Source organism: Frankia sp. CcWB2, from assembly GCF_977927585.1.
This window is the reverse complement of the sequence record NZ_CDWRCM010000213.1, coordinates 5,461-8,137: the sequence shown is the minus strand read 5'-3', so window position 1 is coordinate 8,137 and position 2,677 is coordinate 5,461. Positions and strand designations below refer to the sequence as shown.

Sequence of the window (2,677 nt, the reverse complement as noted above, 5' to 3'; positions counted from 1 at the left end):
CGGAGGACGAGGGAGTGAGCCTCGGCGATGTGCTGGGCCTCGTCTCGCCGCCGGTTGGCATCTTCGATCTCCAGAGTGACCGCCGTGGCGGCCAGGATGACGGTCCCCAGCACGAGCAGTGGGATGGCTCGCCCCAGCTGCTCGCGCACGGTTGTCCGCCAGCGTCGAGGAGACAGCAGATGCCCGGTCCGGCCCGCGGGTGACGATCCGGATGCGCCTGGGGATCTGGGTAAGGCTGGGAAGGACATCGAGCGCGGTCGGATGACCGGGGATCGCGGCGTGATCTCGTCAGTGGCGAGGAGCACGGGCGCGGACGGTGCGGGCGCTTCGAGCGTGGCGGTCTCGGCCGGCGTGCACTGGACGGCGGTGGGCCTGGTTACCGCGGGCTCCACCGTGGTGGTCTCGGCCGCCAGGGGGTCCGCCATGGCATATCGTCCCGGACCAGCCTGCTTGGCCTTATACATGGCCTCGTCGGCGGCGCGCAGCAGCCGCCCGGAATGGCTGGGCCGGCTGACGGCCAGCGATACTCCGATGCTTGCGGCGACGCAGACTTCGTAGCCGTCGACGAGAATCGGTTCCCGTACCGCGCGGATGACCCGACCGGCCATGGTGCGAGCGGCGATTTCGTTCGCGCGCCGCAGCAGGATCCCGAACTCGTCGTCGCCGAACCTCCCGGCGACATCGTCGGGGCCCAGCACTGTTCGGATCCGTCCACCGATGACCTGCAGCACCCGGTCGCCGGCCGCGTGGCCGAAGGTGTCGTTGACCGGCTTGAAGCTGTCGAGGTCGATGAACAGGACCGCGACGCCCGCAGCCGCGGCGAGGGCATCCTCGAGCTGCTCCTCGAAGGCGGTCCGGTTACACAGCCCGGTGAGTACGTCATGGCGCGCCTGATAGCCGAGCTGGTCCAACAGCTGCTTCCGTTTACCGACCGCATGGCAGGTGATCAGCACCTCGCCGGATCCGTCCCGGGTAGACAGGCGGCGGGTCGCGACGTCGAACCACCGGGGTGTGCCGTTCGCCGCCGTCATCCGAATGTTGAGCAGGGACCCGGCAGCGGGGTTTTCGATCAATCGTACGAGCCGGTGCGCGTCGTCCGGGTGCACCAGATCCGCGACCCTGCGCCCGAGCCAGGCCTCCCGGGAATGGCCGAGTAACGGGACGATCGCGGGGCTGATGAACGTGAGCCGTCCGGTGAGGTCGGTTGTCAGCACGATGTCATGGGCCGCCGCGAACAACGCGCACAGCCCGGCCCGGGAACGCCGAGCCGCCGCCTCCCGCAGCAGGCCGACGAAGATGATGCTTAGGGGACGTAATGAAGTAACAAATACGTGATCGAGAGCATCATCGCAGGTCACAGGCCTGTGGAGGGTTCGAAACGCGCAAGTTATTTCATTTCGACTCCTTAGGACCGACGTCAGCGTGAAGGCCAGCAACGTCAGATTCCGTTGGTTCCGTCGGGCCCGGAGGTCGGCGTTCAGCGAGTCCGTGGCCTGCCGGAAGTAGGTCAGGTACCCCGTCGTCGGCTGCACCGCCGTGATGTTTGTGATCCTCTTGCCGTTCTCGGTTGTCTCCCAGATCCGCGCACCGCCACGCTGGGCTTGGGAGCGGGAGAGATCGGCGGTCGAGAGGACCTGCCGACCCAGCATGCCCGGCTCGGTGGAGGCGATTGGTACCCCGTCCGGGCCGACCGTCGACATGCTGCCCCGGCCGACCCCGAGCAGGGCCGCGATCCCGTTGGTGAACTGGAGGTTGGACTCCTCGGTGGACACGGAGACCAGGACGGCCCAGGGCCGCGGACGGCCGACGGGAACCACCGTTGCTCTGACGCGGCCATCGTGGAGGGCGAAGACGGGGGACACGGCGGGAACCCCGGACCAGGCAGCGGACCAGGCCTGCCCCAGGTCGGTGGGGACTATGGAGTTCCCCCGTGGATAGGAGGCCGTGGTATGGCCCGCGGTGTCGAGTAGCGCAACCACCCGGATGACATCGTCGGAGTGGGCGATCTGGAGCTGCGGGAGCAGGGCTTCGTTCCCCAGGGGGTCACCGGGCTGGAAGGGCGTCCGATCGGCCGCGGACTGCATAGCCGCCGGGTTGTTGACGATCGCCGCCCACTGCGCGAGCCGCTCGACCAGCTGGGAACGTTCGTTGAGGCGGTCTATCTTCTCCCGGCTCAGCAGATCGGAGCCCGTCCAGATTGCCATGGTACCGAGGACCGCAACCGTGAGTAGTCCGACGATCAGTGGGTGGATGAATCGCCGCCGGAGTCGCGATCCGGCCCGGGCCGCTGAGGTTCTGATTGCGGCCGTGACTCGTCCGGGTGCTTGCCGCCCACCGATTCGGCCACCTCTGATCATCTATATGCCCCGTCCGACAACCGTGCCCGGACTCGACGGATCTTACCGTGAGTGAAGACTTTCTGTTTTCCGTGCCGTCGAATCATCCCGGTAGTGGGTGAGCATACGAGTATCTGTGCCACGAGTTTCACCGGCCGCTGCCCGTGACAGAACTCCACCGCTTGCGCCGACACGGACCGGCGTATTGGGCTGGGTGACCCGGCGCGTCCGTGGGATGGAGGAGATTGCCGAACGAAGATGATTCGACTACTAGAAGTGTCGTTCCGAATACTTTAAGGCTTGGATGGTCAGTCGGCAGGCGACATCAACTCGACTATGGG

Annotated in this window: 1 protein-coding gene; it reads right to left on the bottom strand. The window is 66.7% G+C overall.

The features are described 5' to 3' along the window. Positions 1–2,204, bottom strand: a 2,204-nt coding sequence (locus ACY45C_RS18400) for a diguanylate cyclase domain-containing protein (protein ID WP_462188815.1), incomplete at its 3' end; no start/stop codon positions are given. Positions 2,205–2,677: the final 473 nt, after the last annotated feature.